Here is a 22784-nt window from a genome sequence, read left to right as displayed (position 1 = left end):
TGATCTCTGAACGCGTAAGTTATTATCCATAACAATTTTAACGACTCGTTTATTATGAAAATACCTTCTTTCTTTCACTCTGTTTCAAGCCCTAACCGTGCAGTTTATATTGCGCTTTCTGCCAGTTTATTAGTTAGTGCTTGTGGGGAAACAAGTAAATCGACTCAATCTTCTCAGTTAGATAATCAAGGCGTTGATATCGCAGTTAAAGGCAATGCTATTAAGGCAAGTGCCTTTAAAGTAAACGACCTAGATAACTTACCTAGTAATAGCTCGGCTCATTGGTTAAGCACCAATATATTGGTACTGCCCAAATCAGTTAATAAATTTCAATACCAATTATTAAGCAAAAATGCAGTCGGTTTTAGTAGCATTGATTTAATGCCCGTTAATTTTCCTGAAAAACTGGCTACAAAGTTTCCACATTTAGCTGACTTTCAAGCATTTGAACTGCAATTAACACCAGATCAAAGCAAGCGTTGGTTAAAACAACAAATCATGGTAGTTGCCATCGATGCGACTATTGATACAACCGTTGAACCTTCTCTTAATACAAGTAAGCAAGCCAAAGAAGTTGCTTATGTGCAAATCGGCGGCGTTATTGATGCACTTTATACTCAGGGCGAAAATGACGCCGATGAAGTGACTGATTTAGGCGCAACAATTATTAGCAACCAAGAAGTCGAGGGTGTCAGCACTGCTGTTAGTTTTAAGTTATGGGCACCAACAGCACAAGCTGTTTCTGTACAGCTTTTTGATGATAACTTACAAGCTCTGTCAGATGGTAAGCTTGAGATGGTAGAAGATAGCAGTACGGGAGTTTGGCAGGTATTATCAGATAGCCAAGCGAGTTACGCTTATTATAGGTATCAAGTTAATGTTTATCATCCAGCATCAAAAAAAGTTGAGTCTTTATCTGTTACTGACCCTTATTCTTTAAGTTTGTCTGTTAATAGTGAGTACTCACAGGTTGTTGATTTAAATGACGCCGTTACTCAACCAAAAGACTGGTTTAATCAGCAAATACCTACCGTGAAAAATGTTGAAGATAATATTTTTTATGAAACACATATTCGTGACTTTAGTGCTAATGAACAGCAACTTAGTGACTCTGGCTTTAAAGGCAAATACAAAGCCTTTAGCGAGAAAAACTCTGATGGCATTCAACATTTAAAAGCGCTGCAAGTGGCAGGATTAAATAACATTCATTTATTACCTACTTTTGATATAGCGACGGTCAATGAAGATGACAGTAAACACCTTGATATAGATGATAGTCTGGGTAAAGTTTGTGCCATTACAAAAAATATCAGCCTATGTCAGCAACCTTACGATGAAAAACAGTCAATAAAGTCATTATTACAGAGCTATGGCGTTGCAGGAGAGCAAATACAGCAACTGGTGAGCGAGTTACGTGAAGTCGATAACTACAATTGGGGTTACGATCCTTTTCATTATACTGTGCCAGAAGGTAGTTATGCTATTGACGCTAAAGGTGTATCACGCTTAGTTGAATTTAGAGAAATGGTTCAAAGCCTACATGCTATGGGCTTCAGGGTGATTATGGATGTGGTTTATAACCATACTCATCAAGCCGGCTTAGAGCCTAATTCAGTATTAGATAAAATAGTGCCCACGTATTACCACCGTCTAGATCCATTGTCAGGAGCCATTGAGCAATCGACCTGTTGTGATAATACCGCGACAGAACGTGTAATGATGGCAAAACTAATGACAGACTCGTTAGTTGTCTGGGCTCGTGATTATAAAATTGATGGTTTTCGCTTTGACTTAATGGGACATCAGCCAAAAGATGCAATGTTGGCTGCAAGAGAAGCAGTGCGCCAAGTAGACAGCGATACTTACTTTTACGGCGAAGGTTGGAACTTTGGTGAAGTAGCGAGTAATAGTCAATTTATTCAAGCCAGTCAGTCAGAGTTAGGTGGTAGTGAAATAGGAACTTTTTCAGATAGATTACGTGATGCTGTTCGTGGCGGCGGTAATAATACCCGAGATTCTCAGGGCGTAGGTAATGGTCTATTAATGCTCCCTAATGAAAATCAAGACCAAAAAAAGATTCAGGCTGACTATGCCTTACGTATGGACCAATTACGTATTGGCTTAGCAGGGAATTTAATTAACTTTCCTTTAAGAATTCTCAAAGGTGAAAATAATGGCAAGAAAGTATTAGGCAAAGATATCCCTTATGGCGACCAGCCAACAGGATATGCGTTAGATCCGGCAGACACTATCAACTATGTTTCCAAACATGATAATCAAACGCTTTGGGATAACAGTCAATACCGCTTACCGTTTGACGTCTCAACGGAAGATAGGGTGCGGATGCATTTACAAAGCTTGTCTTTCGCTTTATTCGCTCAAGGTATTCCATTTATTCATATGGGCTCAGAGTTTATGCGCTCTAAGTCATTTCTTAGGGACAGTTATGATTACGGTGATTGGTTCAATCGTGTTGATTTTTCTAAGCAGGATAACTTCTATAATGTTGGGCTACCACCAGCAGAAAAAGATAAAGACAACTGGCCGTTAATAAAAGAAGTGCTTGCTGGGCACCAAGGGCGTGATCAGGTCAACGCTGAGCAAATTCAGCGAAGCAGTAACGCTTTTATCGATATGTTAGCTATACGCATGAGTAGCCCATTATTTAGGTTGACCACTGAACAGAGCATTATTGATAAAGTGAGCTTTCTTAATACTGGCGCACCGAAGCAAGGGGATAATACCTTAGCGCAGCAAACTGGCTTATTAGTGATGAAAATCGATGATACGCAAGGTGAAACGGTAGACAGTAAATATCAAAGTTTACTGGTTATCTTCAATACCAGTGATAAAACACAGACATTTAACTATAACTTTAAAGAGGACTTTGATTCTACTAGCACTCACGGATATCAATTACACCCGATCCAACAAATGGGAAGTGATGAAGTGGTTAAACAAAGTAAAGTAACGGTAAAAGGTTTTATTGTTCCGCCATTATCCAGCGTAGTATTTGTAAAGCCTGACAGTAAATAAGCGAGTTAAGCTTTACTTATCTATAGGGAAACAACCTAGGTGTGAATAAAACTAAAAGGCCCAGTTTATGCCATGTGAAGTGGATAAACTGAGCCTTTGTTATTTAACGATAGATTTAGTTAATTAATACTTAAGCTATAATTCTTTTAGTCTTAGCGTTAAAAGTGTTAATTAAACGCTCGGGGATAAATGTAAGAAACAACCACGACCTGCAAAGGTCAATTGATAACTAGGCTCGCCATTTTTATCACTATCCATATTTTTTTCTAACAAGCCCTTATCAATTAAGTAGTCCAGCATAGTCGTTGATAACTCACCTAATTTTGCTTTGGTGGTAATTTCAAGCTTAGTGGCTACGCCTTTAAAAGAATACAACGCTTTAATTATCTTGGCTTCAGCTTCAGATATTTTTGGCATTTGGCCTTTGTATGCAGGATATTGATCTAATGGAAACTTGCCTTGAATGCTTTCATAAGAAGCTTGAATTGCTTTTATGTCACTACTTCTATCTTCCGTTAATTTAAAGGTGTGAAAAACTCCTGCTTCTTTGCTTAAGTAATCAACCTTGGCTAAAAAAATAGGTAAGTTGCAGCCTTGAGCCACATGGTAAAAGCCCGACTTCCATTTAGGTACTGGGCCACGCGTGCCTTCAGGAGTAAATAGGAAAAATACCCGGTTTAATTTTTGGCTATTGATAAATTGTTTTATCTGCTCAACTTGGCCTACGCCTTTTGCAGAGCGATTAATAGGTATCGCGCCTAGATACATCATCCAAGTACCTAATACGGGTACTCGGCATAAGCTGTCTTTTACCGAAAAGTAAATTTTTACATCTTGTAAAATGGCAGCACCTAGGGCGTAAACAAAATCCCAGTTTGAGGTATGTGGTGCAGCAATCGCAACACCAGCACCTTCAGGCGCGGTTTTACAAAGTTTCCATCCCGCAAGTTTAAACCACAGAGTGAAAATGAATTTTAAGAAATATTTTGTGAAAATACCGTCAAAGATGGTTTTTTCTCTTATGGTGAGTTCTTTTTTAGCCATGATAAAGTCAATATAAAGTTACTACTGAGATGGCGCAATTGTAACAGGAAAGTAGTCAAAAATATTGATGTAGGTATTAATTTTGTTCGCTTAACTGCTAATAATAACAACTAAATTTAAATGACTGTTTCAAAGTTGTATTAGGAAGCCTACGCTAGTGCATGTTGTTATTAAGAATAACAATCGCTTAGCTAGTTTTTTATAAGAAAAATCACCTTTTTTTTATTGCTATAACGTTTAAAACAGGTGGTTTGAGCAATTTATTAGTTACTTACCAAGTGTTTTAACCTGTTTTTTATTTCAATTTGTTTCCGTTTATTGCCTAGTAATTATATCTTTTAGGCTAATCTATTGTATTTTAGATGAATATTAGTAAATAGTAGCTTTACACCATATTTTTCCCGCCAGAATATAACTTATCATCCCACTAGAAGAGTCTCTTGTATTTATATACAATCATATAACCTATGCATATTTTGCATCTCCGTAATTACTTAATGTATCAATGATAATCATATGGCTGCTATTTTAAATCTAAATAATAAAAACGAAGCGTTAAGTTATTTAAATGCTTGTCATTGTTTTGGTCGTTCACCAACTAATGTTGATACTGTCATTAATGCTCAAGAAGTCTCTCGCATTCACGCGGTTGTTGAATGGAATAATAACCAATGGCTTATTCGAGATTTAAGTAATAATGGTACATGGGTAAACAATCAAAAATTAGTCAAAGATAACCCACATAAACTTAAGGTTGGAGATAAAGTTTTTTTTGCTTCAGGTGAAAGTCATGGCTTTGAGATACAAGATCTGAGACCACCGCAAAATATGTTACTGCCCATTGCCCAACCGGGTGATTGCGTTACTGAATCTCCAATTGTTTTGGCTGATGGTAATTTACTTCCTTCGGAGCAGAATCCTGAGATCGCTTTATTTTATGTACCAAGTAAAGATCAGTGGTATAAAGAATTCCTTATTGATACAGATGGCAGTGCTTACCCTGTCGCCAATTCAGATTTATTATTTTTCAATAATCAAAAATGGCAACTTAAATTAATCCCTTTAACTGAAAATACCGTATTAATGGCTAAAGCTAAACTATCGGTTGATCAAATAAAGTATCGTTTTAACTTAAGTCTAGATGAAGAAAATACCGAATTAACGGTAACAACGGATGATGAAAAATTTTGTTTAGCTAATAAAGCACATCATTACTTAACATTGAGCTTAGCGAGACATCGTGATGAAGATGCTAAACAAGGTATCGATGCCGATAACCAAGGCTGGCGTTTACCAGAAACACTAACTAAAGAGTTAGGATGTGACATCACATTATTCAATACACATGTTTGTCGCGCTAAACAGCAATTTAGAGACATGTTTGATGGTGCTTGCGATGGTGATGAGTTAATTGAGCGTAAAGGTAAGAAGATACGTTTTGCTGGCGTTTTTTATCGTATATATAAAGGCAATGAACTGATCGTAAATCGCGGACAAGATAAAGTATCCCTTACGGTATTACATGGATAACAAGTTACCTCATTACAGCCGTGAACGATTGTTGGGTGAAGGTGGTATGGGTAAAGTTTACCTAGCCCAAGATAATCAATTACAACGACAAGTTGCCATTAAAGAATTAACCTACCAGCCTAAAGATGATGAGGTTAATCACGCTCTCAAAGAAGCACGTTTATTAGCACGTGTGAACCATTCTAATATTATTCAAATTTATAATGTCCATGATGAAGGTGATCATATCTCCTTGGTTATGGAGTATTTCAACAGTAAAACGCTGACTCAGTTTCAACAGGAAGCCTATACCACTCTGGTACAGAAACTAGATTTATTACAGCAACTTTCAGCAGGATTAGCTGCGGCACATAAAAATGGTGTGATTCATTGTGATTTAAAGCCTAGTAATATACTAGTGAATGACCAAGGGCAGTTAAAAATCACTGACTTTGGTATTGCTTTATTGGCGAGTAATGAAAGCCAAAATAGTGAACAGACAGCAAGTAATAATCCGCTGCAGTTTGGAAGTTTACTTTTTATGTCACCAGAGCAAATAAAGCTGCAGGCGGTAGATTATCGTAGTGATATCTTTTCATTCGGTATTATTGCTTATCAATTAATGGTGGGTAGCCATCCTTTTGCTTACGGTAATAATGGTGGTTCTGCGACAGACGTTGCGAAAAGAATTTGTGAACACACACCGGAACACGCGAAAAACTTAATGTTAAATGCACCCAGTGCGTTAACTGATTTGTTAATGGAAATGTTAGTTAAACCGCTTGAGCAACGAACATTAACCGCTGAAGCCATCGAGAATCGTTTAAAGCATATTAGAACGGCATTATTGCAAGCCGAAATAAGTGAACAAGCGACAATGCCTTTAAGTGGTTTTCCTTTATCGAATGTAACTAGTAATGACTATGCTCATGCTGAAAATACTGCTCCACTTCAACAAAATAATCAAAACCTACTAGCACCAGAGAATCCAGCAACTAACGGGTTTAAGCTAAGTTTTAAACAAATTATTAGCGTAGCCTTAATATGCCTCGTTGTAATAATGACTGTTTGGTTTAATAGCACGCAAGAAATTGAAACTAAACAAGTGGTTATTTTAAAGCCAACCTTATCAGATAGTCCATTAATGGCACCAATGCAGCAAGATTTAGTTATCTCAGCGGTTGAAGATGCTTTACGTCAAGCGGTGATAAATACTAAAAATATGTATTTAATCTCGCAACGTGAAGTTAAGGCTATTACCAAAGAATACCCAGACGATTTGAACAAACTAAGGCAAGCAACGGGTGCATCAGACATTATTTCAACCACACTGGAGTGTGATAATAGTCGCTGTAAAGTGAGCTTTTCACGCTTGGTGGTTAATGAAGATACCAGTGATAATTTATCAGTAAAGACTGAGAAAAACTGGTTAGCACCGATAGGTAAATTTAATGCTATTTTTAGCACCAGCCAAACGCAGTTTGCATCGCTTTTTCCTGAAGAATCAGAAGTCAATCAATCAGGTTTAGTACAACGGCCTATTAATGAAAATGACTACCGAAACTATATTGAGCTTTACAGTCAGATTAAAGGACAAGGCGAATATAGTGTCGAAAGTTTGACTAAATTAGAAGCCTTGTTAACACGCTCGCCTTATTTGTATGCGGCTTATGGTTTGTATCGTGAAACTGCTTCCAAATTATATTCAGATACTCGTGATAAAACTCACCTTAAAAAGCTTGAATTATTATTACAAAAATCTCCACCGGAATATCGTTATAGTGTTTACCACGCTATAGATAGCTTTTTTGTAGCGTATAAAGTTAAAGAGCATGCTATCGCGCAACAACAAATTGTAGAGGCAAGAAATAGAGGCGCTAGTAATTTTGTTTTAAGTGAACTCAATGCAATTTTGTTTTTTTCTAAAGGTCAATATCAAAAAGCGGCAGATACTTTTGAAGAGGCAATCGGACTTAGACCAAGTACTGCGTTATTATATAATTTAGCTTTTAGTTATTGGCGGATGGGCGATTTAGCAAGAGCTGAAGCTACATTAGATAGAATGTTAGAAGTTGTTCCCGAGAATTATAAAGCGAAGCGCTTACAAGCCAATATTTGGTTACTGCAAGGGAAACTTTATTTAGCTATTTCTGCCTATGAAAAAGTAGTTACTGATTTGAATAATGGCACAGACTTAACTAATTTAAGTCTGGCTTATGGTTTGAATAAGCAATACGATAAATCGCTAAAATCAGCGCGAAAAGCCTTAAAACAAAACCCAAATCATCCTGTGAATTTATTAAATTTAGCCGATATTGAAATGATATTGGGGTATGAACAATCAGCAATATCTCATTATCAACAAGTGGTTGTTATTTTGTCAGAAAAAGATGAAATTCAGGATTTAACATATTTAGCGCAGGCATACGGACAGTTAAATAAAGCAAATTTGGCGATAGCAACGTTAAGTAAAGCGCAAAACTTAGCACCTGAAAGTGGCGACGTATTTTATAGTTCAGCTATAGTGTACAGTTTATTGAAAGAAAGAGCTTCGGCGGTTCATTATGTTGAGGCAGCATTAAAAAACAATGTTGGCGTCGTTTGGTTTAACCTTCCTTGGTTTGATAAACTTTGTGATAACGAAGATTTTATACTTTTAATGGAACAGTATAAAAATTCGGCTCGTTGCAGAGGTTAAGCTTATTGCATTATATCGCCATCTTTAATAGCACCAAAAGTTGAATACATAGGTTCTTCTACTGTTAATTCTTGCGTTGTTTCAACATTCTTAATGGTCACTAGTTTTTCAAATGTCTCAGGATCTGACTCAGCTAAATCTAATAATCTCTCTAACTGAGTCGCGTCTGAACCAGCCAATTTTAATATTTTCTTGAGTAGTTTTGGATCATTTAAGGCAATGTCATTTAATCGGTCAACTAACACTGGGTCAGTCTCTGCAAGCGTGATTAACATCTCGGTAGAACTAGTAGTGCTCGCTGCAATAGCGCTAGGTAAATAAACACTGCTCGTTAGCGCTAGTACCATAGATAAAACTTTAATATATTTGTTCATGACATTTCCTATTTAATTTTTGTGATATATGTGTGAAGTATGTAGTTCATGTAAAAGTAATTTATGTGAAGAAGGATTTAGTTCCCTTCAAAGCTGGGTACAAATTTATAGACTAGGTGCGCCTTAAACCATGACAGCCAATTACAGTCTATTTAATACTGCTATATATTTGCTTTTTCACTATTTTCCCCTCTAATAAGTTACTGTTAAATGGTTGCTTATTGTATTTTTATTTTTTTGTCAATAATTTGGTATTAAAATTATCAATATTTTATTTTCGTAATGTAGTGTCATTTTTATTGCACAACCTACCTAAAAAATTCATTTGTTTTACTCAATATTTCATCAATGTCATCGTTTTTGTAATGGCGTGTAATGTTCTTTGACATTTAAATGTGGGATAGTTAATTGAGGCTAAAAAATAACAAGTTTCTTTGAAAACACTGATACTTTTAGAGTTGGGAAGGCAAAATAATGCATGCAATATTATCACTAAAATTAGATTCAAATCGGGGCTTAAACCTTGAGGCTGATGCTGTTTCAGATTCAGAAAAAACTAAAGGCACTCGTGGATTAAAGATAGTGAATAAGAATAATTCAGCGCCATGCAGCCAACCTCATGTAAGGCAAGTAGACGAAAGTTTGCTTACAAATTTAGCTCCGCATCAATTGCATGCTAAGGGAGCAAATAAGTGTTGTCAATGCGCGTATAACTCAGGGTTCGAGCAGGGTTCTCTGTTACAACAATTTATTAGTTTGGATATTGAAAGTCTTGGTGATGCGCCAGTAAGTGATGGTGGCGATCAAAAGAGTGTTCATCAAGCTTTTGCTCTAGGGTATAGCGATGGCGTTAATTCATTCATCAAAAACTAACATCATTTTTGAAATAGTTGCTCATACTGAAGGGGACGGACTACTTTTTGTACCGAGTTTTGCAACTGGAGTTGCGTATGAAAAATAGAAAAACTCTCTTAAGTAAGTCTGGTTTCAATTTGGTTCAAGTTGATGTATTAGATGGAAATGATAACGTAATAAGAATTTCTTATGAGGTAGTTGATCCTGATGAGGATGCTATCGGTCGTTTTGGTAGTTTAACAGAGGCGCAGAATTTTATTAATATGTTATGCCACCTGAACCATTTAGAACAAGACCAAGCGCTCCCACTCCGTAAAGGAGAATAGAAGGGGTATATACCCCTTGTCTTTTCATGTTTTCATCACGCTTTAGCTAATCGATAATTTACACATGATAAGGGTAACTAGTTAACACTGATTGCCCTTTTTATTTTTTAGGTAATCATAGTGCTTATCAAAATTACACCCTCTACTGAATCAGGAGCTAATAAATACATCTTAAATTCTTCGCTTTCAATGCTATATAATACTACAGCGAAGTTAATTCCCTTCTTTTAAGTTATACCAATTACATTAAGTAATTGCCCATCTTCAAATGGTCTATATCTACACTTTCTGCATTGCGCTCAATCCCAATAGCCAGCTATTGCTCAATCACGCGCCTTGAACTTGAAGATTTATCCTCATTGAATTTTGATAACTAAATTAATGTAAATGGTATTATTGGTAACATCAGCGGAAGAAAAAAATTAAATTCTCACGAAATTCTTACATTTTGAATAGTAACGACTATAAATATCATAACCTTGCTATTGAAAATGAGTTGTTCGACTCCATATTTATACTCCATCCTTATTTTGATTGGCAGTTAACATGACATACGCACTAGAAATTAGCGCACTTGAAAAGACCTATAAAGGCGGTTTTCAAGCGTTAAAAGGCATAGATTTAACCGTAAAGCAGGGCGACTTTTTTGCCTTGCTTGGTCCTAATGGTGCAGGTAAGTCTACTTCTATCGGCGTGATAACTTCATTGGTTAATAAAACGGGCGGTCAAGTAAAAGTCTTTGGTTACGACATTGATACCGATTTAGAAAAAGCTAAAAGTTTTATTGGACTGGTGCCGCAAGAATTTAACTTTAGTCAGTTTGAGCCCTTGGTTAATATTTTAGTTAATCAAGCAGGCTATTACGGCGTAAGTAAACCTATCGCGATACAGCGTGCAGAAAAATACTTAAAGCAGTTAGAATTATGGGACAAGCGTGATGAACCCGCTCGTGCACTCTCTGGTGGTATGAAACGTCGTTTAATGATTGCGCGCGCGTTAATGCATGAACCACAAATGTTGATTTTAGATGAACCTACCGCAGGTGTTGATATTGAAGTGCGCCGTTCAATGTGGAACTTTCTAAAAGAGTTAAATGAGCAAGGTATTACCATTATTCTTACCACGCACTATTTAGAAGAAGCTGAAATGCTTTGTCGCAATATTGCTATCATTGATGGTGGTGAGATTGTTGAAGATACCAGTATGAAAAAATTATTAGCACAACTGGATGTTGAAACTTTTGTGTTTGATCTTCAAGCGAATATAACGCTAAGTAAATTAGAGCAATTTTCCGAGCAATCACAATCTGTCGCTTATCGAATTATTGATGACCATACCTTGGAAGTCGATTTAAAAAAATCGCAAAACCTTAATCAAATTTTTGAACAATTAAACGCTGCTGATATTGAAGTGCTGAGTATGCGTAATAAAAGTAACCGCTTAGAGGCTTTGTTTGTCAACTTGATAAATAAAAAACCGAGTACTACTCAAACTGACCAGCTAAGTGCTGTCGTTGGAGCAAACTAAATGAATAACTCTATTGCGTTAAAAAGTATTTTAACGAAAGAAATCCAACGTTTTACCCGTATTTGGGTGCAAACCTTAGTACCACCCGCTATAACTATTAGCTTGTATTTTGTTATTTTTGGCTCATTGATTGGTTCGCGTATTGGTGAAATGGGCGGCTTTGATTATATGTCGTTTATTGTGCCAGGCTTGATTATGATGAGTGTTATTACTAACTCGTATTCTAACGTGGCCTCGTCGTTTTTTAGTGCCAAGTGGCAGCGAAATGTAGAGGAAATGTTAGTAGCACCTGTGCCAAATTGGGTGATTGTGGCTGGCTATGTTGGCGGCGGAATGTGTCGCGGTATTTTAGTTGGCTTAATTGTTACCATAGTTTCATTACTTTTTGTTGATATTCAACTGCACAATATCTGGGTGATAATCGCTACGGTAACGTTAACGTCGGCAACCTTCGCTTTAGGTGGCTTAATTAACGCAATTTTTGCTGGCAGTTTTGATGATATTTCAATTATACCTACCTTTATTTTAACGCCATTGACTTACCTTGGAGGTGTGTTTTATTCGATTAGTTTATTACCTGAATTTTGGCAGGGCGTTTCTCAAATTAATCCTATTGTGTATATGGTTAATGCTTTTAGATACGGTTTTTTAGGTATATCTGATGTGAGTCTAGTTACCGCTTTTGCAGTAATTGGTTTCTTTATTGTTACTTTATTTACCATTGCGATGGTACTTATCTCTAAAGGTATAGGACTAAGAAGCTAACATGGCAGCTAATACGACAACGAGTATAAACACTATTGATACTCAAACATCATTGGGTGATTCTAAGGCGATTATTAGTAATCAAGAAGGTATTCACGAAAAGCTCGATGAAGTGGTGAAAAGACATCTAACTCATGCTTCCCAAAAGCCTTATCAAGCACATACTAAAGAAGCCTTTGCGCAAATGGATGCTTTGGTGAATGCCTTTTTAGTGGCAAATCCTGGGGGAGAGGTTATCTTGGATGCGTGTTGTGGTGTCGGCCAAAGTACGCGTATTTTAGCCAAACAAAACCCACAAGCGTTAGTGATTGGCGTGGATAAGTCAGATCATAGAATTAATCGTAATGTTGAAGGTTTCGATGTTGATGATGGTTTTAGTGCAGAAAACTATCATTTAGTACGCGCAGACTTGAATGATTTTTATCGATTAGTTAAAGCTGCTGATTGGCCAGTATCAAAACACTACATTTTATATCCTAATCCTTGGCCAAAGTCTAAACACTTACAACGCCGTTGGCATGGTAGTGCAGTTTTCCCACAAATGACCAGTATTGGTCAGCAGCTTATTTTGCGTAGCAATTGGCGTATTTATTTAGCTGAATTTCAACAAGCGGCTAAATTGGTCGATTTACGCGGTCAAATTGACGCTTTGCCAGTGGTTGACTCTTCGTTAGCATTAACGCCGTTCGAAGCAAAATATCAAGCCAGCGATCAAATTTGTTGGCAATTACTACTGCAACGATAGCAATGATTGTGGTTTTGGTGACGAAATCACGAGACTTTTGCGCTATTTTTTATTAAAGTTTGTTTTTCGTCTCGGTTACAAATAGCCAATAATTATAAAACCTTGCGTGTGCGCACAACTGATGTTGGCCAAGCAGGTGAGTATATTGAAGTAAAGTGAATAACTATGAAAGCAACTAAGCGCATTGCAGAAGCAACGCAAGAGTCTTTACATCGAATTTTTACCATTGCTGAAGCTCCTGATTCTACCTTAGGACGTCTTGAGCAAGAGATGTCGCAAAATTTAGTGGGTTTTTTAAATAATCACATTGTTGCTAGCAAAAATGCGCTAACTGATATTGAGCAAGATTTCATCAATGCTCGTATTCCCGAGCAGCCTGAATTTGTTTCTGATCACATGCACCATTTGCTCGATAAATTAGTCGCGCAGTCAGTACATACTTCAAGTCCTAGTTTTATCGGTCATATGACCTCAGCATTGCCTTCTTTTATTTTACCGCTGTCTAAGTTGATGGTGGGTTTAAATCAAAACTTAGTTAAAGTGGAAACATCAAAAGCTTTTACGCCATTAGAACGTCAAGTTTTAGGCATGATGCACAACTTGGTTTATCAACACGATGATGTTTTTTACCAAAATTGGATGCACAGTGCTGAACATTCCCTTGGCGCCTTTTGTTCCGGTGGAACTGTCGCTAATATTACCGCCTTGTGGGTAGCACGTAATAAGCTGTTAAAGGCTGATGGTGATTTTAGGGGCGTGGCTCGCGAGGGGTTACATCGTGCTATGAGGCATTATGGCTACCAAGACTTAGCTATTTTAGTGTCCGATCGTGGTCATTACTCCTTGAAAAAATCGGCTGATATTTTAGGCATAGGCCAAGAAAATGTTATTGCGATACCTACCGATGAACATAATAAAATAGATTGCCAGAAACTGGCGGATAAATGTCAGCAACTGGCAGCACAAAATATCAAAGTACTAGCAATTGTTGGCGTGGCCGGTACAACTGAAACCGGTAATATTGATCCACTTGATAAAATTGCTGAGATAGCTCAGCAAAATCAATGTCATTTTCATGTTGATGCCGCTTGGGGCGGAGCAACATTATTGTCGAACAAGTACCGTCCATTGCTGAAAGGCATTGAACAAGCTGACTCAGTGACTATTGACGCACATAAACAGATGTATGTGCCTATGGGGGCCGGTTTGGTTATTTTTAAAGATCCTGCCTCGGTAAGTGCGATTGAGCATCATGCGGAATATATATTACGTAAAGGCTCAAAAGATTTAGGTAGTCATACTTTAGAAGGCTCTCGCCCGGGAATGGCGATGTTAGTATATGCGAGCTTGCATATTATTAGCCGACCAGGTTATGAAATGCTTATTAATCAGGCCATTGAAAAAGCAGAGTATTTTGCCGATATTATTCATCAGCATGATGATTTTGAACTAATTACTCGCCCCGAATTGTGCCTATTAACGTATCGCTATGCACCTAAGTCAGTTCAGGCTCTATTAGCTCGAAATGATGATGAAGCGAATAAGTCGGTTAATATGTTACTCGGTAAATTGACCAAGTTCATTCAAAAGCGGCAACGTGAAGATGGACGCTCTTTTGTCTCACGAACTCGCATTGAAGTAAGTCGATATGGTGGTGAAAAAGTTATCGTTTTTAGAGTTGTGTTAGCAAACCCACTAACCACTAAAGAAATTTTGCAAGGTATATTGGAGCAGCAATGTCAGCTTGCACAGGAAAGTGAGCAATTTTTACCTGAGTTGTTACAAGCAGCAAAAAAAAATGACTAATTGATTCCCTTCGATAAGGTTTATCCCAGATAAAAGGCTCAAGTTATATTAGTTAACTTGAACCTTTTTGAACACTGGGGTTAAAATTTTGTACATCCCCCGGTATGCTTTTAATAGTTATGGTATAAGCCAAACTCTTGATTTATTTTCACGTTTTGCTTATCAGCCCAAACGTAATATTCATGATCTTCCAACTCGCTTGCTGCTTCTTTATCAAGTAGTACAATGGCATTTTCATGTAGTTGTAAAGATGATGCGGGACAAACTGCTGATAACGGGCCTGTAACCATTTCTTTTACTGCTTTTGCTTTGCTTTTACCTGTTGCCATAAGTAGCACATATCTAGCATCTAAAATGGTAGCAATACCCATAGTCATGGCTAATGTTGGTTGAAACTCATCAGCAGCAAATAAACGACTGTTATCATTAAGTGTTTGTTGAGTTAGTGTTTTAATACGAGTACGAGAAGCTAGACTTGAAGTAGGTTCATTGAAGCCGATATGACCATTGGCGCCTATACCTAATATTTGTAAATCTATACCACCAGCTTGCGCAATTTTATCTTCGTAATCTAAGCCTTGTTCTCTAGGATTCTCACCTTGATTACAAGTAGGTAAAAATGTCTTCAATTTATTAATATCAACATGATTGAATAAATTTTCATTCATAAAATGACGATAGCTTTGTTGATTTTTTTCATTAATACCTAAGTATTCGTCCAAATTGAAACTTGTGGTGTTACTAAAACTAAGCTCACCAGCTTTATACTTGTTAACCAATTCTTGATAAAGGCTAATTGGCGTACTGCCTGTTGCTAAACCTAAGACAGGGTTGGATTTTTTATTGATTAGTTCTGCTACCCATTCTGCAGCATTTTCGGCAACTTGTTGTGCATTATCAAAAATAATAACTTGCATGTTTTTTCCTAGAAAAATGAAAATAAATTGCACTGTAAGCTTATATTCACAGTGATAAGCTTGTTAGCATGATATATATTATATAACCTTATTAAATAATGACAGCGCTGTCAATTGTTGCTTTTGTATATAGATAATTATCTATAACCAGCTATCTTCACTTAACTATATATAAATAATAGCTTTCTTTTACTAAATATTTAGACTTAATTGTTTATTGAGCGCATAGTAAAATTACTTCCAAAATAAACAAAATGATGGCCTATGACAAACCACCAACATCCTCAAACAACAGCGCAATGGATTGATCTTATAGCCAATAGCGAATTACCTGCTATAACTTCCACTGCTAGGATGTTAGATAAATTTTCTAACGATGATAAGTCATCGTTACCAAAATTAAGTGAAGCGATTTTGCACGATCAAGGGCTCTCTTCATGCTTGCTTAAAGTCGCTAATAATATTCAACATATTAGTATTAATAAAGTCACCACCGTCTCTCGCGCATCTGTAGTTCTTGGTATTCAATCCGTTAAGAACATTTGCTTAACAGCAAAGTTAGTCTCTAGTTTATTAGCCTCGAAAAGCCTTGATATTAATGTTTATGAACAGTTGACCCAACTTATGGCTAATTCATTTTATGCTGGTATGTTAGCTAAAATGATGGTGCCTAATTATAGTGAGGAGATACAAGAGGAAGTATACCTTGCAGCTATGTTGTATCGTATAGGTGAAAGTGCATTTTGGAGCGCTGGTGGTGATGTAGCTAAAAAACTGGCAAATTATGAAGCCAAGTCACCACAAGATTTTAATCAATATTGTCGGAAAGAAATGGGTACTAATTTTAGCGAATTGAGTAAAGGGCTTGCTGGTACTTGGAACTTGAGTGATTTATTAATCAAGGCTCTCGACCAACCAACCACGCGTACTGATGAAGTGAAAGTTATTTACTTTGCTGACAAACTCAGCGCTATTATCGCAAAGCCAGAAGGTTGTGAGGAAGACTATCATAAATTGCTTAAAGAAATAGCCTATATAGTGGGTATCTCAGTAAGGCAATTAACGGTAAGAATTGAGCATACGCGCGAGCAGGCTGAGAAGTTACTGTCATCTTATGGTGCTGAAATATTAACAGAGCGAATTAACAGTTTACCAACCGCCGAAGACTTTAAATCCCTTGGAGGGGACTTTGATACTAGAGAGGTTGTCAGTAAGGATAAAGCGTTACTAAATGGTTTTATGAAGCTAACAAAGTTAATTCAAAACAGTAAGGACTTTAATGAATATTTACAATTAACACTGGAAAGTTTAGCCCTTACCTTTGCCTTTGACCGTAGTTCTTTTTTAATGCTAGTAGATGATAGAGCTCGAGTTAAATCACGGTTAGTTGTTAATAAAAATGCTCAAGACGATGCTAGTAAAATTAATATTGATATCAAGCACAGTGATAATGTTATTGCTAGAGTGATTAGTACGGATACAGCAGCGTTAATCAATGACCATCAAGAAATTCGTTGGCGAGATTTAGTCACCGAAGAGATCAGTGAGGTAATTGGGGAAGGCGCTATAGCTTTTGTTCCTGTAAAAATAGGCGGTAAAGCAATAGGCGTGATATGTTTGCAATTACTCAGTCCAGATCAAAAGATAGAGACACAAGATTTCCAACAAATATGTGCCTTTATAGATCACCTTAACATGTGTTTAACCATGATAAAGTACAGTTAAATTTTTATTCCATAATCTTTTATCAGAGCAATATGAAGTTAATAGGTTTGTAAGTGTTGATACAATTAGTTACTCGTTTTAGCACGTCTTCTGATAAACTAGCGATAATTAAATTTGTTAATGCACGTCTGTGCCAAAATTCCTAATGACCCAATCTAGTTCATATACAGCCAGTTTCACTTTAGATAAAGCCCACTATAGCGAATGCTACACTCAATCGAGTACCTTATCACATGATAAAAAAACGTACTTTAAAGCCAACGTTTTAACTGTCTTCGGTTTGATCATTTTGTTGGCTACGCCTGTGAACCCTTACGCGGCTTGGTTCGTCATTGCTTTAGGACTTCTCGAAACAATTAGTGTTTATTATCATAAACCTTGGTGGGTGATTAGGCAGATGCTTAGTAAGGCTTCCCATAGTGAAGTAAAACTGACCATTGATGAACAAGGTATTTTGACAGAGTCATTCCATATAAATAACCGTATTTTGTGGGCTGATGTCACTCGCGTTACAGAAACTGATCTAGGATTTTTGATTTACTTTAGCTTAGGTAAAACAGCAATGGGCAAAGATATTGCCAGTAAAAGCTATATCTCTAAAAGTTGTTTATCGGATGACGCTACCGCTTTTATAGGACAAAAAAATCCTACTGTCGCTTAGGTCAATGCGAGTAAAATACATTAATTCAAAGTAAAAATACCTGTGGCTGATATGACTAAACAAGCATTTATGCGGTTATCAAACCCTAAGTTTATAATGTTGTTTTTAATCTTATGGGTCAGTTTACTATTGAGCTCTAACCATACGTTGAGCCAATTAGCGGATTATATATTCTTTACCTTTTTAGGCACTTTAGGTGCCATTTTTGCCAACTCAACTGGAGCTGGTGGTGGTGTGGTGTTTATTCCCATGTTTACCCAGCTTAACTTTACTGAGCAACAATCAATTGCCACAAGCTTTGCTATCCAATGTTTTGGTATGACCGCAGGTGCTGTTACATGGTGGCACCATTATAGAACTGAGAAAACTGACCTACGTTTATGGCAAGGTTTTAAACGTATTATCTGTGTGACCACTATCGCTTCGATAATCGGTCTCAATGCTGTATTTTTCTACCAAGTAAATTCACCTGCTACTTTGCATACTAGTTTTAGCTGGTTTTCATTGCTGTTGGGTTTCTTCATTGTATTGACTATTTATTTGCTGCAACCGCATCGTGAGCGCAGCCAATTATATTATGTCGACTATATTTTTCTGATACTTATTGGTTTGTTTGGTGGTGCTGTTACCGCTTGGTTAAGTGTTGGAGTTGGTGAGTTATTAGTTATTTACCTATTGTTACGACATTTTGATATTAGTATGGCAGTAGCTGCTGCTGTAATCGTTTCCGCAATCAGTGTTTGGACGGCGATTGCACAAGTAAACAGCGACGTTTATTGGCAAGTTGTTTTATTCGCAGGTCCAGGGGCAGTTCTAGGAGGCATATTTGCTAAAACCTTAGTAACCCATTTATCGGCAATTAAGTTGAAATTATTTTTTGCTTGTTGGTTACTGTTAAGTGGTGTGGTGGGTTTAATTTAAATTGCAATAAATAAAACTTAATGAGAGTGATTCGCATATGCGTTGACAATTGTTGTTGTCCTAGTACAATTAGCTCATAATCTTTTATTGAGACACAACTCATGTTGACGAAATCGTTTACTACCTTGTTTATTGCACTATTTTTTATGGCAAATTTTAGCGCCAGTGCAAGTGACGAAGTTAATGTTTACTCTTACAGACAACCTTTTCTTGTAGAACCTTTATTTACCCAATTTACTGAGCAAACTGGTATTAAAGTGAATGTAGTTTTTGCTAAAAAGGGTATGGCTGAACGCTTAGCGCGTGAAGGTAAATATAGCCCTGCCGATATACTACTCACCACAGATATTAGTCGTTTGATTGAATTACGCGATAAAGACTTAGTTCAAGCAGTTAACTCTCCAGTATTAAGTCATTCAATCCCTAAACAATACCAAGCACAAGATAATACTTGGTTTGCCTTAACTACGCGGGTTCGTAATATATATTCAGCGAAGCGTTTGGGAAAAATTGATATAAATTATGAAGACTTAGCGAATGAAAAATATAAAGGTCGTATTTGTACACGTAGCGGTAAACACCCATATAACGTTGCCTTAGTGGCTTCGATGATCAGTGAACATGGCGAAGCTTATACGTTAGATTGGCTTAAAAAAGTTAAGAATAATTTAGCACGTAAACCTCAGGGCAGTGATCGTGGCCAAGTACAAGCGATCCATCAAAAGTTGTGTGATATTTCATTAGGTAATAGTTACTACTTTGGAAAAATGCTAAAAGATGAAAATCAAAAAGTATGGGCTGATGAAGTGTACATTAACTTTCCTAACCAAAAAAATCGCGGGGCCCATATTAATATCTCAGGCGTTGCTATGGCTAAATATGCTCCTAATGCGAAGAATGCTCAAGCGTTAATGGAATTTCTAGTCTCTAAACCTGCACAAGCGTTATATGCACAAACAAATATGGAATATCCTGTTCGTGAAGGTGTTGCAGTATCTAAGCTGGTTGCTTCTTGGGGTAGTTATAAAGCAGATGCGTTACCGTTAGAAGATATTGCTAAAAACCGTAAAACAGCATTAAAGCTATTAGATCAAGCACAGTTTGATTTGTGATCGCACTGTATAACAGCAGAACATGGAAGTTATCTAGCTATATAATTGCACTGGTATTGATAGTGCCAGTAGTGGTTATGCTAGTCGGTGGCGTTAGTGCTTCAACGCAGCTGTTTGTTCATTTATGGCAAACAGTGCTACCAAGTTATCTTGAAAACACCTTATTACTTGCCTTTTGGGTGGTGTTATTGGCGTTAGTTTTTGGCGTGTTTAGTGCTGCAATCATTACGCAAACCAACATTGTATTTAAGCAGCAACTTCGTTGGTTGTTACTCTTACCTTTAGCTATGCCGGCGTATTTAGTCGCTTATCTTTATACCGACTTATTTGATTATGCAGGCCCTGTTCAGCGTGCCTTAAGAGGCTGGTTTGATTGGCAATCGCCAAACGATTATTGGTTTTTTGATATTCGTACCTTACCCGGTGCTGCTTTAATGCTGGCACTGGTGTTATTTCCCTATATCTACATGCTAACGCGTGGCGCTTTTGAGCAACAAGATCAAAACTTAATTCGCGCAAGTCGATTACTTGGCCTAACTGCCAAACAAAGTTTCTTTAAAGTTGCTCTCCCTTTGGCAAGACCAGCGATTGCTGTTTCGGCGAGTCTTGTTTTAATGGAAACCTTAGCCGATTTTGCTACCGTACAATACTTCTCTGTTAACACGCTAACGACTGCTATTTATGATACTTGGCTTGGTTATGGCGACCTCGGTGCAGCCAATGCTTTAGCCAGTATTTTAATGTTATTGGTATTATTTGTTGTGTTAGCAGAACAACGAAGTAGGGCAGGGTTACGTCATCAAAGTGCAAGACCTAACTCAAAACGAGAACTGATACAGTTGTCTTTTAGCCAACAACTTATTGCCAGCATTTTTTGCTGGGCACTGGTCATTTTAGGTTTCTTATTACCGATAACCTTATTGATCATTATGGCAGTGCAATACAGTGATGTTCCGCAATTATCTGCTTTATTATCTACCGGTATCAATTCACTGAAGGTGTCGGTATTTGCTGCGACAATTGCAGTTGTTATTGCTTTATCACTAGGTTTGTATCAGCGTTTACATAATGATAAATATCGTCAAGTGCCACAACTGATATCAGGCTTTGGTTATGCCGTACCTGGCACTGTTTTGGCTATGGCGATGTTGTCAACATTAGGCCCCCTAGATCACTGGATTAACGATGCGGCTGAATTTATAGGGTTTGGCGCGCCAGGGCTAATCTTATCAGGCTCTTTGTTTGCTATTGTATTCGCACTGGTAGTACGTTTTTCTGCGATTGCTAATGGCACCATTACGAGCGGTATAAAGCAAATTCCTCGATCATTAGATTACGCACCTGCCACGTTAGGCGTTAATTTAAGAGGAAGTTTAACTAAAGTACATTTACCTATTTTAACGCCAGCAATATTGGTGGCATGGTTATTAGTTTTTGTGGAAGCAATGAAAGAATTACCGGCAGTATTATTATTACGGCCTTTTAATTTTGAAACGTTAAGTAGTCAAATTTATCAGCTCATTTCTGATGAAGTGTTAGAGCAAGGCGCTTTAGGGGCAATCCTCATTGTGCTGTTCGGCTTATTACCTATAGTGCTACTGAATAAGAGTAAGGAAAAAGTATGACCGCGTTATTAACTACTCAGCCATCTATCGAGCCCATTACTCTATTATCTATCCAACAACTTTCTATTTCACTACAAGATAAAGTGATTTTATCAACGTTGGATTTAAGTCTTAATGAAGGGGATATTTTAGGCCTTGTTGGCGCAAGTGGTTGCGGGAAAACAACTTTGCTTAATGCTATCGCTGGTTTTAGTAAACCAAGTAAAGGCAAAATAATTATTGATGGTAATTTGCTTAGTGATGGTGAGCACAGCGTTCCAGCAGAGCAGCGTCAAGTCGGCATGATATTCCAAGATTATGCGTTATTTCCTCACTTAACCGTAAAACAAAATATCGCCTTTGGACTAAGCAAGCAGAGTAAAGCTGAGCAAGTTGAACAAATTGACCACTTACTTACCCTATTAAAGCTAAACGATTACCGTGATAGTTATATTCATCAGCTCTCTGGTGGTCAGCAACAGCGTGTAGCCATTGCGAGAGCTTTAGCACCAAAACCTAAGTTACTTTTACTTGATGAACCTTTTTCAAATATCGATGCTCGTCTTAGAAATGAATTGATGCTAGAAATAAGACAACTATTAAAGCAGTTTAAGATGACTGCTATTTTTGTAACCCATAATAAAGACGAAGTCTTCACCTTTGCTGACAAAATGGCCGTAATGGCGCAAGGAAGATTATTACAACTTGATGCGCCTAGTATTGTTTGCCAGCAACCGAATAGTTATCAGGTAGCTGACTTTTTACAGCTTGGTAGTTGGCTTCCTTGCCAAGTTAATTCAGTAAGTGCGCAGAGCTTATTAGGTGAATTTACTGTAGATAACCAGAGAGATAAGCAAACAAGCCTAGTTTATTTACTGGTCAAATCCTCTCAATTACAGCTCAATGTTGTAGAGGATGAACATAATATTGCTAATGCACAAGTTGAATACATTAGTGTTACCGAGCAGGGATATCATTATTATTTGAGCAGTTTAGACTGCCTCGTTAAAGATAAACACTTGGCCTTTTCTAAGCTTAGTTTATACAGTGATGTTGCTCTATCATTCAAGCAAAAAGTGGTTGTTAGCATTAAGCCTCATGACTTTTTATTTTTTAATAAAGTAACTAATCTCTAACAATTACGGCCATTGCAAGGTGT

Annotated in this window: 18 protein-coding genes; 15 read left to right on the top strand and 3 right to left on the bottom strand. The window is 37.2% G+C overall.

From position 1 onward, the window contains the following. Positions 1-54: 54 nt before the first annotated feature. Positions 55-3036, top strand: coding sequence for a pullulanase-type alpha-1,6-glucosidase (gene pulA, locus CXF79_RS01380; RefSeq protein WP_101153608.1), 2982 nt, complete (start codon positions 55-57; stop codon positions 3034-3036). A 171-nt stretch (positions 3037-3207) separates the two neighbouring features. Here pulA and CXF79_RS01375 read toward each other — a convergent pair whose 3' ends face one another. Next, on the bottom strand, positions 3208-4080 hold the full coding sequence (locus CXF79_RS01375) for a lysophospholipid acyltransferase family protein (protein WP_101153607.1): 873 nt from the start codon (positions 4078-4080) through the stop codon (positions 3208-3210). Positions 4081-4596: 516 nt separating this feature from the next. Between CXF79_RS01375 and CXF79_RS01370 the strand changes: the two genes are divergently transcribed. Continuing rightward, positions 4597-5610 carry an FHA domain-containing protein gene (locus tag CXF79_RS01370; protein WP_101153606.1) on the top strand — a complete coding sequence of 338 codons (1014 nt, stop codon included), beginning with the start codon at positions 4597-4599 and terminating at the stop codon, positions 5608-5610. Then, positions 5603-8287, top strand: coding sequence for a serine/threonine-protein kinase (locus tag CXF79_RS01365; protein ID WP_101153605.1), 2685 nt, complete (start codon positions 5603-5605; stop codon positions 8285-8287). The genes CXF79_RS01370 and CXF79_RS01365 overlap by 8 nt, the downstream gene beginning before the upstream one ends. Before the next feature lie 2 nt (positions 8288-8289). On the opposite strand, the gene CXF79_RS01360 is transcribed toward CXF79_RS01365, so the two are convergent. Then, positions 8290-8661, bottom strand: a complete 372-nt coding sequence (locus CXF79_RS01360; RefSeq protein ID WP_101153604.1) for a hypothetical protein — start codon at positions 8659-8661, stop codon at positions 8290-8292. 474 nt (positions 8662-9135) lie between these two features. Here CXF79_RS01360 and CXF79_RS01355 point away from each other — a divergent pair, with 474 nt between their 5' ends. The 6 genes from CXF79_RS01355 (at position 9136) to panP (ending at position 14685) form a co-directional block, all read left to right on the top strand. Next, on the top strand, positions 9136-9534 hold the full coding sequence (locus tag CXF79_RS01355; protein WP_101153603.1) for a hypothetical protein: 399 nt from the start codon (positions 9136-9138) through the stop codon (positions 9532-9534). Positions 9535-9611: 77 nt separating this feature from the next. After that, the gene (locus tag CXF79_RS01350; RefSeq protein WP_041736669.1) at positions 9612-9842 is read left to right on the top strand and encodes a hypothetical protein; all 231 of its coding nucleotides are present in this window, start codon (positions 9612-9614) and stop codon (positions 9840-9842) included. A 546-nt stretch (positions 9843-10388) separates the two neighbouring features. Next, the gene (locus tag CXF79_RS01345; protein WP_101153602.1) at positions 10389-11369 is read left to right on the top strand and encodes an ABC transporter ATP-binding protein; all 981 of its coding nucleotides are present in this window, start codon (positions 10389-10391) and stop codon (positions 11367-11369) included. Next, positions 11370-12134: an ABC transporter permease gene (locus tag CXF79_RS01340; RefSeq protein WP_011041848.1), complete on the top strand. Its 765-nt coding sequence runs from the start codon at positions 11370-11372 to the stop codon at positions 12132-12134. Between the two features lies 1 nt (position 12135). Then, on the top strand, positions 12136-12879 hold the full coding sequence (trmB, locus tag CXF79_RS01335) for a tRNA (guanine(46)-N(7))-methyltransferase TrmB (protein ID WP_101153601.1): 744 nt from the start codon (positions 12136-12138) through the stop codon (positions 12877-12879). Between the two features lie 165 nt (positions 12880-13044). Further along, entirely contained in the window at positions 13045-14685 is a 1641-nt protein-coding gene (gene panP, locus CXF79_RS01330) for a pyridoxal-dependent aspartate 1-decarboxylase PanP (RefSeq protein ID WP_101153600.1), read from the top strand. A 110-nt stretch (positions 14686-14795) separates the two neighbouring features. Here panP and nagB read toward each other — a convergent pair whose 3' ends face one another. Beyond that, positions 14796-15602, bottom strand: a complete 807-nt coding sequence (gene nagB, locus CXF79_RS01325; protein ID WP_011041851.1) for a glucosamine-6-phosphate deaminase — start codon at positions 15600-15602, stop codon at positions 14796-14798. Positions 15603-15866: 264 nt separating this feature from the next. On the opposite strand from nagB, the gene CXF79_RS01320 reads away from it, so the two are divergent. The 6 genes from CXF79_RS01320 to CXF79_RS01295 all read left to right on the top strand — a co-directional run bounded on the left by CXF79_RS01320 (position 15867) and on the right by CXF79_RS01295 (position 22761). Beyond that, positions 15867-17327 (top strand): HDOD domain-containing protein, encoded by a 1461-nt coding sequence (locus CXF79_RS01320; protein ID WP_101153599.1) that lies wholly within the window; start codon positions 15867-15869, stop codon positions 17325-17327. A gap of 145 nt (positions 17328-17472) precedes the next feature. Continuing rightward, on the top strand, positions 17473-17988 hold the full coding sequence (locus tag CXF79_RS01315; RefSeq protein WP_011041853.1) for a YcxB family protein: 516 nt from the start codon (positions 17473-17475) through the stop codon (positions 17986-17988). Positions 17989-18039: 51 nt separating this feature from the next. Then, a complete protein-coding gene (locus CXF79_RS01310; RefSeq protein ID WP_041737332.1) occupies positions 18040-18909 on the top strand; it encodes a sulfite exporter TauE/SafE family protein in 870 nt (289 codons plus the stop codon). A 101-nt stretch (positions 18910-19010) separates the two neighbouring features. Beyond that, on the top strand, positions 19011-20021 hold the full coding sequence (locus tag CXF79_RS01305) for an extracellular solute-binding protein (protein ID WP_232769043.1): 1011 nt from the start codon (positions 19011-19013) through the stop codon (positions 20019-20021). Beyond that, a complete protein-coding gene (locus tag CXF79_RS01300; protein WP_101153597.1) occupies positions 20018-21646 on the top strand; it encodes an ABC transporter permease in 1629 nt (542 codons plus the stop codon). Before CXF79_RS01305 ends, CXF79_RS01300 begins: the two co-directional genes overlap by 4 nt. Further along, complete coding sequence (locus tag CXF79_RS01295) at positions 21643-22761, top strand: ABC transporter ATP-binding protein (protein ID WP_101153596.1); 1119 nt, start codon at positions 21643-21645, stop codon at positions 22759-22761. The genes CXF79_RS01300 and CXF79_RS01295 overlap by 4 nt, the downstream gene beginning before the upstream one ends. Positions 22762-22784: the final 23 nt, after the last annotated feature.

This window comes from Colwellia sp. Bg11-28, assembly GCF_002836245.1.
In the GTDB taxonomy this organism is placed as follows: domain Bacteria; phylum Pseudomonadota; class Gammaproteobacteria; order Enterobacterales; family Alteromonadaceae; genus Colwellia; species Colwellia psychrerythraea_A.
This window is presented reverse-complemented; position numbering and strand designations above follow the sequence as displayed.

Excerpts from the sequence above, each read along its gene's own strand:
- pulA (WP_101153608.1), top strand. The coding sequence starts at position 55 with ATGAAAATACCTTCTTTCTTTCACTCTGTTTCAAGCCCTAACCGTGCA.
- CXF79_RS01375 (WP_101153607.1), bottom strand. The coding sequence starts at position 4,080 with ATGGCTAAAAAAGAACTCACCATAAGAGAAAAAACCATCTTTGACGGT.
- CXF79_RS01370 (WP_101153606.1), top strand. The coding sequence starts at position 4,597 with ATGGCTGCTATTTTAAATCTAAATAATAAAAACGAAGCGTTAAGTTAT.
- CXF79_RS01365 (WP_101153605.1), top strand. The coding sequence starts at position 5,603 with ATGGATAACAAGTTACCTCATTACAGCCGTGAACGATTGTTGGGTGAA.
- CXF79_RS01360 (WP_101153604.1), bottom strand. The coding sequence starts at position 8,661 with ATGAACAAATATATTAAAGTTTTATCTATGGTACTAGCGCTAACGAGC.
- CXF79_RS01355 (WP_101153603.1), top strand. The coding sequence starts at position 9,136 with ATGCATGCAATATTATCACTAAAATTAGATTCAAATCGGGGCTTAAAC.
- CXF79_RS01350 (WP_041736669.1), top strand. The coding sequence starts at position 9,612 with ATGAAAAATAGAAAAACTCTCTTAAGTAAGTCTGGTTTCAATTTGGTT.
- CXF79_RS01345 (WP_101153602.1), top strand. The coding sequence starts at position 10,389 with ATGACATACGCACTAGAAATTAGCGCACTTGAAAAGACCTATAAAGGC.
- CXF79_RS01340 (WP_011041848.1), top strand. The coding sequence starts at position 11,370 with ATGAATAACTCTATTGCGTTAAAAAGTATTTTAACGAAAGAAATCCAA.
- trmB (WP_101153601.1), top strand. The coding sequence starts at position 12,136 with ATGGCAGCTAATACGACAACGAGTATAAACACTATTGATACTCAAACA.
- panP (WP_101153600.1), top strand. The coding sequence starts at position 13,045 with ATGAAAGCAACTAAGCGCATTGCAGAAGCAACGCAAGAGTCTTTACAT.
- nagB (WP_011041851.1), bottom strand. The coding sequence starts at position 15,602 with ATGCAAGTTATTATTTTTGATAATGCACAACAAGTTGCCGAAAATGCT.
- CXF79_RS01320 (WP_101153599.1), top strand. The coding sequence starts at position 15,867 with ATGACAAACCACCAACATCCTCAAACAACAGCGCAATGGATTGATCTT.
- CXF79_RS01315 (WP_011041853.1), top strand. The coding sequence starts at position 17,473 with ATGACCCAATCTAGTTCATATACAGCCAGTTTCACTTTAGATAAAGCC.
- CXF79_RS01310 (WP_041737332.1), top strand. The coding sequence starts at position 18,040 with ATGACTAAACAAGCATTTATGCGGTTATCAAACCCTAAGTTTATAATG.
- CXF79_RS01305 (WP_232769043.1), top strand. The coding sequence starts at position 19,011 with ATGTTGACGAAATCGTTTACTACCTTGTTTATTGCACTATTTTTTATG.
- CXF79_RS01295 (WP_101153596.1), top strand. The coding sequence starts at position 21,643 with ATGACCGCGTTATTAACTACTCAGCCATCTATCGAGCCCATTACTCTA.